Annotated in this window: 4 protein-coding genes; all 4 read right to left on the reverse strand. The window is 71.7% G+C overall.

The annotated features are described in order from the left end of the window. A partial coding sequence (locus ABZU69_RS24940) for a LamG-like jellyroll fold domain-containing protein (protein ID WP_354966762.1) occupies positions 1 to 1,591 on the reverse strand: 1,591 nt, incomplete at its 3' end. Between the two features lie 28 nt (positions 1,592 to 1,619). Further along, complete coding sequence (locus ABZU69_RS24945; protein WP_354966763.1) at positions 1,620 to 2,681, reverse strand: hypothetical protein; 1,062 nt, start codon at positions 2,679 to 2,681, stop codon at positions 1,620 to 1,622. Positions 2,682 to 2,744: 63 nt separating this feature from the next. After that, complete coding sequence (locus ABZU69_RS24950; protein ID WP_354966764.1) at positions 2,745 to 3,377, reverse strand: hypothetical protein; 633 nt, start codon at positions 3,375 to 3,377, stop codon at positions 2,745 to 2,747. 24 nt (positions 3,378 to 3,401) lie between these two features. Continuing rightward, a complete protein-coding gene (locus ABZU69_RS24955) occupies positions 3,402 to 6,596 on the reverse strand; it encodes a family 43 glycosylhydrolase (RefSeq protein WP_354966901.1) in 3,195 nt (1,064 codons plus the stop codon). Between the last annotated feature and the right edge of the window lie 55 nt (positions 6,597 to 6,651).

The following is a 6,651-nucleotide window of genomic DNA, read 5'->3' on the forward strand; positions in this document are numbered from 1 at the left end:
TCTCGGGGAACACCTCGTTCGCGCCGCCGGACTCGCCGGCGATGTAGAGGTCCCACATGTAGTTCAGGTTGTCCCGGGTGATCGGGCCCGCGTACTGGGGGTGGTTCTTATCCCCGATGGTCAATGCGAGGTGCGCCCAGTTGGCCATCTTGACCACGACGTCGAGGGCCTTGTGGTTGTCGGTGTGGTAATACGCGTCGAGCAGACCACGCATGATCTTGTGCTGCGTGTACCACGGCGCCCACGTGTTGGTAGCCGCGTTGCCGCCGTAGACGGCCCACCGCGGCGGACCGAGCCGCAGCACCGTGTCCTCCGGCAGCGCGCCCAGATAACCCGGGTGAGTCGGCACCCAGTCGGCGGCCCCGCTGCTCTGGGCCGCGACGATGCCGCCGTCCCGGCCGTTGGGCGAGGCATCCTTGATCGCGGTACCACCCTCCTCCTCGAACCGGTACCAGGCGATCGACCCGCCGGCGGTGCTCCCGGTCGGCGAGTCCAGCATCGACCGGACCTCCGCCTGACTCAGCGCCCGGTCGAAGATGTGGAACTCGTCGATGCTCGCGTCCAGGAACGCATCGCCGTACTGCGACCGCCCGATCCACCGGTTTCCGGGATTCCCGAGGTTGGCCGGGCTCAGCGTCATGGCCGTGTTCTGGCCGGCCTGCTGACCGTTCACGTACAGCGTGCCGGTCTGCTGGGTGAGCGTGACGGCCAGGTGCACCCACTGGTTGGTCGGCAACGCCGCGTTGCCGTCGATCCGTTGCTCGCCACCGCTGCCGCTGACGGTGATCGCGAACCGCGGCACGTTTCCGGTGACACCGGCACGCGGGGTCAGGAACATGTTGACCGTGGTGTTCTGACCGAAGTCGAACAGCCGGCTCCAGTTCTGGGTGGCCGCGAGGTTCACCCAGGTGGCGATGGTGAAGTCGGCGAGCTGGCTGATCGCCTCCTGCGGAAGGGTCACGTGCTGCGCCCGGCTGGGGCCATTCAGGCGGAGCGCGCTGCCGAAGCGGCCCGGCACCCGGCCGATCTGCGGCTCCTGCGGCTCCTCACCGCCCGGGCCGCCATCGCCCATCCGCGCGGTGATCGCGGCCTGGCACGCCGCGAGTTCGCCGACCATCCAGTCGAGCTTGGTCTTGAAGATCGGCTCGCCAAGGTCGGCGTAGCCCTGCGCCAGGGCCGTCATGAAGTGGCCGGCCCAGTGGCCGCTGAGCAGACCGCCGTCCTCCCACCCGCCAGGGACGGAGACGCCCGCCGGGTTCGGCCGACCAGCCTGGTTGTTGAACAGCACAAGGAAGCGCCGCTCGTCGAACTGCCGGAGCCAGGCCTTCATGCGGTCGCGCTTCTCCTGGAGCAGTCCGTTGCCCAGCTTCACGTCACGCAGCTGGAACGGCCTGACCGGGGCGGTGCCGCCGGGACCGGGATCGGCCGGGGTCGCGCCCAGGGCGGTCGCGCCGGTCGTCGTCCCGGTGGCTGTCGCCGCCTCGGCGGCGGTCGCCGGGAGCGCGCCCGCGGTGGCCACGGCGGCGGCGCCAATGGCCGATGCCTGAAGTACCTGACGTCGGCTGACGGGCATCTTGTCGGATTCCACCATTGCGGATCGTCCTTTCGGGCAGGGGGATTTACGGGGCCTTCGGCGCGTTGCCAGCCAGTGCCGAGGTCCGGGCTTCCGCCCGGCCCTCGTTCCGGGCGTCGGCGAGCAACTGCACGAGTCGCCGCCGGCGTCGGCGGACGGTGCTCCGGAGGGCAAACGCGAGGGCTGCGAGGGCTGCGGCCAGGGCCAGTTGCGGCCACGGCAGCGCCCAGATGGTGACGGTGGCGGTGGCGGGCCTGATCTCGGCGCCGGCGGGGCCACCACCGAGGACGGCCGGGGTGAGGTCGACGCGGGTCTGGAGCCGTCCCACCGCCCACACCCCGTCGAGGCGGGCCTCGACCTCCCGGGTGCCTCCGGGAAGCGTCTCCTCGACGTTCGTCGCGATTCGCCGTGTGGCCAGGTCGAACGGACCGGTGGCCGCCGTCCGGCCGGTGCCGGTCACCGCGACGTTGCCGTCGTTCGTCGTGGTGTACCTGAGACGGACGGTGCCGGCCGAGAAGGGATTCCACGAGCGCTCGTACCTGGCGGTGAGGCCGCTCACCGCCAGAGACGCGGTGACCGTGCCGCTGGCCCGCAGCATGACCCGGAACCCGACCCGACTCTCGACGGCGACCGTGCCTCCCGTGCTCGTGACCGCCGCCGCGATGCCGGCCGGGTGGTCCCCCGGCGTGGCGTCGCGGGGCACGGCGATGGTGAACGGCACCACCTTCGTCTGCCTCGGCCCGACGCTGACCGTCTCCTGCACCCTGATCCAGGTGCCACCGTCCACCGACTTCCGGTTGGACGGGAGCATGTTGAAGCGTCCCTTGTCGGTGAGGTAGCCGTCGGCCGCCTTCAGCGCGAAGACCACCGTGCCGTCGCTGAGGTTCCGCACGGCCAGGTGCTCGGTCACCACCTGGCCCGGGTCGAGCGTGCGCTCGACCCACCGGCGGCCGTCCGGGCCCTGCTGACTGGCCGGCTGGACCGCCCAGGTCAGCGTCGGGCTGGTGGGTTCCGCCACCGCGGTGGCGGGTGCGATCGGCACGGCGACGAACACGGCGGCCAGCACGGCGAGCAGTCGCAGCGGCGTCCGCGGCAAGGTCCGGATCATCGGGGTCCTTCGACGGAGGGATGTGATGGTGGGGGCCACGGCGACGCGGCCCCCACCCGTGCGTCACTCGAACAGCGAGAGGGTCAACGTCGAGGTGTACGAGCCGGCGGCGACATCCGCCGGGGTCCGCAGGTACAGGTCGGCGTCCACCGAGTACGCGTCGCCGGTGACCGCCTCGGAGTCGAACGTCGACACCAGCAGCTCCTGGTCGACGAGGCCCACGTTGTTGCCGGGCTGGGTCGGCTCGTCCAGGACGGTCACCACCTCCTCGCCTTCGGTGACCAGGCCGCTGTCGCCCCCGTCGAGAAGGCGCGGCTTCCAGCCGAGATGGCCGGCGCTGATCGGCGCCTGGCCGGCGCCGCCGACGAAGTCGGTGGCGCTACCCAGCACGGCCCAGGCCGCGTTGTCGGGCACCTCCTCGGCCGTACGGGTGTCGGTGACCGTCACCGTCGGCAAGCTGCCGACGAACTGACGGACCAGCAGGGTCGAGCCGTCCTCGGACAGCGCGACGGAGTTGCCGGCGATCGACATGGCGAGCACGCCGGGTTCGGCGATCTCCTCGATGTCGACCGTCACCCGCACGTCGGCGCTGTCGCCGGGCTCGGCCTGGACCGGCGCCTGCAACGCCACCGTCCCGACCAGCACCGCACCCGCGGCACCGGCCGCGAGCAACCGCCTACGGTTTCCTGTGTTCATCTGCTACTCCATCGTCGCTAGTGGTTACGGGGCCTGACGGGGATCGCCGGCACAATCGGCGCCGGCGTGGTCTGCGGTGCGGACGGTCGTCACGTCCACACCGTTGATGGGCCCGGTGGCGCGGACGGTCGCCGAGCCGGCCGGCACCGAGGGCGTCCGGGTGGCGAACGACTGGTAGGCGTTCGCACCGGGTGCCACGTCGGCGACGGAACGCTGGCCGTAGGCCGTCTCCAGGACGATGTCCACGGGCGCGTCGTGCTCGTTGCGCGCCTGCACGGCGACGTACGCCCTACCGCCGACGCACCGCGCCTGGACGCTGACCGTGACGGGCAACGCGGGTTGGACACCCGGGTCGTCGGCGACGACCCGCCACTCCGTGATCGCGACCGCGGAGTAGGTGGTGCCGTTCCCGTCGGCCCGGATCGTCGCCCGCACCCGAGGTGTGGTGACCGGATCGAAGGTGACGGTGTTGAACGCGGTGGTGCTCGTGCCGTAGGCGGACGCGCCGGTCACGTCACGCCAGGCCGAGGTCCCCTCGTCCCAGTACTGCAGCACCCACCCGTCGGGTTCGGCGACGCCGTCGCCGGTGCCGCGGTTGGAGTCCCGCCAGAACTTCAGCTCCGTCCCGGTGACGCGCACCGGTCGGGCCCAGTCGTACTGGACCCACTGGGTCGCCGGGCGGGTCCCGGACCAGGTGCCCCAGAGCTGCGCCTGGCTCGGGTTCGCCGGGTCGGCGCCGTCGTTGAGGGCGGTGAGGCTGTTCCAGCCCGCCGTGTAGGACGCGCTCGGGGTCGCGATGGGCCCGATGTTGCCGGTCAGCGGCCCGGACAGGTCCGCCGGGATGGTGACCGTCTTCGCGGTCTCCTGGTTCCCGGCCGTGTCGAGCGCGCGGAACGACACGGTGTGCCGGCTCGAGTCGGGCGCCGCGATGGCGCCGCTGTAGGCCGTCCACGGGCCGGCGTCGATGGCGTACTCGACACGGGCGAGACCGGAGGTCGCGTCGCTCGCGGTCACCGTGACCGCCCGGGTCGTGCTGTCCACGGTGGCCGTGCTGACCGGTGCCGTCGCGTCGATGCGTACGGCCAGGCTCGCGGGCTCCGAGGTGTTGCCCGCGCGGTCGGTCGCGGTCGCCCGGACCGCGTGCTGACCGTCTCCGGAGACGGTCACGTCGACGGACCGCACGGCGCTCGCGACGACCGGCTCGCCGTCGTCCACCCGCGACTCGATGGTCAGCCGACCGCCACCGTCGTCGACACCGGCGATACGCACCCGCACGGCGGACCGGAACCAGCCGGCACCGCCGGCGCTGCCGCTGGGTGTGAGCGTCAGCGTCGGCGCCGTCTCGTCGCCCTCGGTGTCATCCGGTGAGATGACCCTGACCTGGGCGGAGACGCGACCGGCGGCGTAGCCGAGCACGCTGCCCCCGATCGTGAACGTCCCGGGCGTCGCGACGTCCTCCGGCGTGACCGGGTCCCAGAAGACCGGCACCCGCAGCGTCTCGGCGCCGAACGACACCGGGAGGCTGTCGGGCAGCTCGGTCTCCCCCACCTCCACCGTCATTCCCGGCGGGGTGACGGACTCGGGCTGAGTGGCGAGGATCTTCCACTCCTCGACCGCCACTCCGGAGTAGGTGCTGCCATTGGTGGACGCGTCGAACACGGCGCGGACCTGCGTCGTGGTCACCGGGTCGAACGTGGTGTCCTGGAAGCCCTGCGTGCCGGTCGGGAAGCCGCTCGGGCTCGGCACGTCGGCCCACTGTCCGCTGTCGAGATTCCAGTACTGGAGGCGCCAGCGGGCGGGGGCCGCGACGCCCGCGCCGGTGCCCTGGGGCTGGTCGTTCCAGAAGTCGATCTGCGACCCGGAGATCCGCATCGGCTGGTCCCACGTGTACTGCGCCCACTGCTGGGGCGGGTTGTTGCCGGTCCAGGTGCCCCACATGTCCGGTGGCAGCGGGTTCGACCGGACGATCTCGTCGTTGAGCGCCTTCACCCAGTACTGCGTGGGCACCGGCACGTTGGAGACAGTGACCGTCGCCTCCTGGGCGATGTTCGCCCGCGGGGTGCGATCAGGCCCCCTGACCGGCGTCGGCGTCACGAGCTTCAGCCTCGGCGGGTTCTGCGTGTCGTCCCACTCGACGGGGTCGATCGCCACCGAGCGGCGGAAGTGGCCGCCGCCCACAGCGTCGGCGGTGTGGTACGCGATGTACCACCGGCCGTCGAACTCCAGGATGCCCGGGTGGCTCGTCGTCGAGGAAACCGGCCGGAGCATGGTGCCCCGGTAGGTCCACGGCCCCTCCGGCGACGACGCCGTCGCGTACGCGATGCAGGCGTGGTAGTTCGCCGGGGTGCACTGCGAGGTCGGACCGGCGTTGTTCCCGGCGTACGCCATGTAGTAGGTGCCGTTGCGCTTGAACGCCCAGGCCGCCTCGAAGAAGCCGGTCAGGCCGGTGACCGAGCGCTGGGTGGTGACCGGGGTCTTCATGTCCTGCTGGAGCTCGATCATCCGCAGCTGGCTGAACGAACCCCACCAGAGGTACACCCGCTGGTTCGGTGCCGTGCCGTCGACGAGGATCGTCGGGTCGATGTTGTGGATGGTGTTGGGCGTGGGCACCCGCTGCGAGATGATCGGCCCGCCCGCGTGGTCGGTCCACGGGCCGGTCGGGCTGTCCGAGACGGCCACGCCGATCGCGAACTTGTCCGAGGCCGGGCTGTCCCGTTCGTTGATCGGTACGTACCAGTAGTAGCGTCCGTCCACGCCCCGGACGACCTGGCCGGCGTACGCGCGCCCCGGCGTCGCCCAGGCGAAGACCTGTTCCGGGCGCATCAGCGACGGGTAGTGGGTCCACTCCCCCGCCTCGACGTCCGTGGTCCGGAAAGCGCCCCACTCGTTCATGACGAAGTCGTTGGTGGACGGCCCGGCCTGGTCGTGGCCGGTGTAGATGTAGAGCTGGTCCTGGCCGCTGTCGTTGCCGGGTGCGCCGCTCGGCACGACGACCGGCGCCGGGTCGGCGGAGTAGTAGCTGCCGTCGCCGAGGATCGGGTTGACGGTGTTGGTGAAGGTGTACGAGTCGGCGGCGTGCGCGGGCGCGGCGACCCCGACCAGGCCGGCGGCGACGAGCCCGGTGACCGCCGCCGCGGCGACCACCCTGCGGAGCCGGCGCACGGGCCGGCGGGTTGGTGGGGCGGCGCCGCGCACCACGGTGGTGTTCACGGTGTCGATCTCCTCACTGTTGTCCGGAGGTGGTGGCGGCGCCGGTGCGGCGCCGCCCCCAAGA

Source organism: Micromonospora sp. NPDC005206, assembly GCF_040608175.1.
Taxonomy (GTDB): Bacteria; Actinomycetota; Actinomycetes; order Mycobacteriales; family Micromonosporaceae; genus Micromonospora.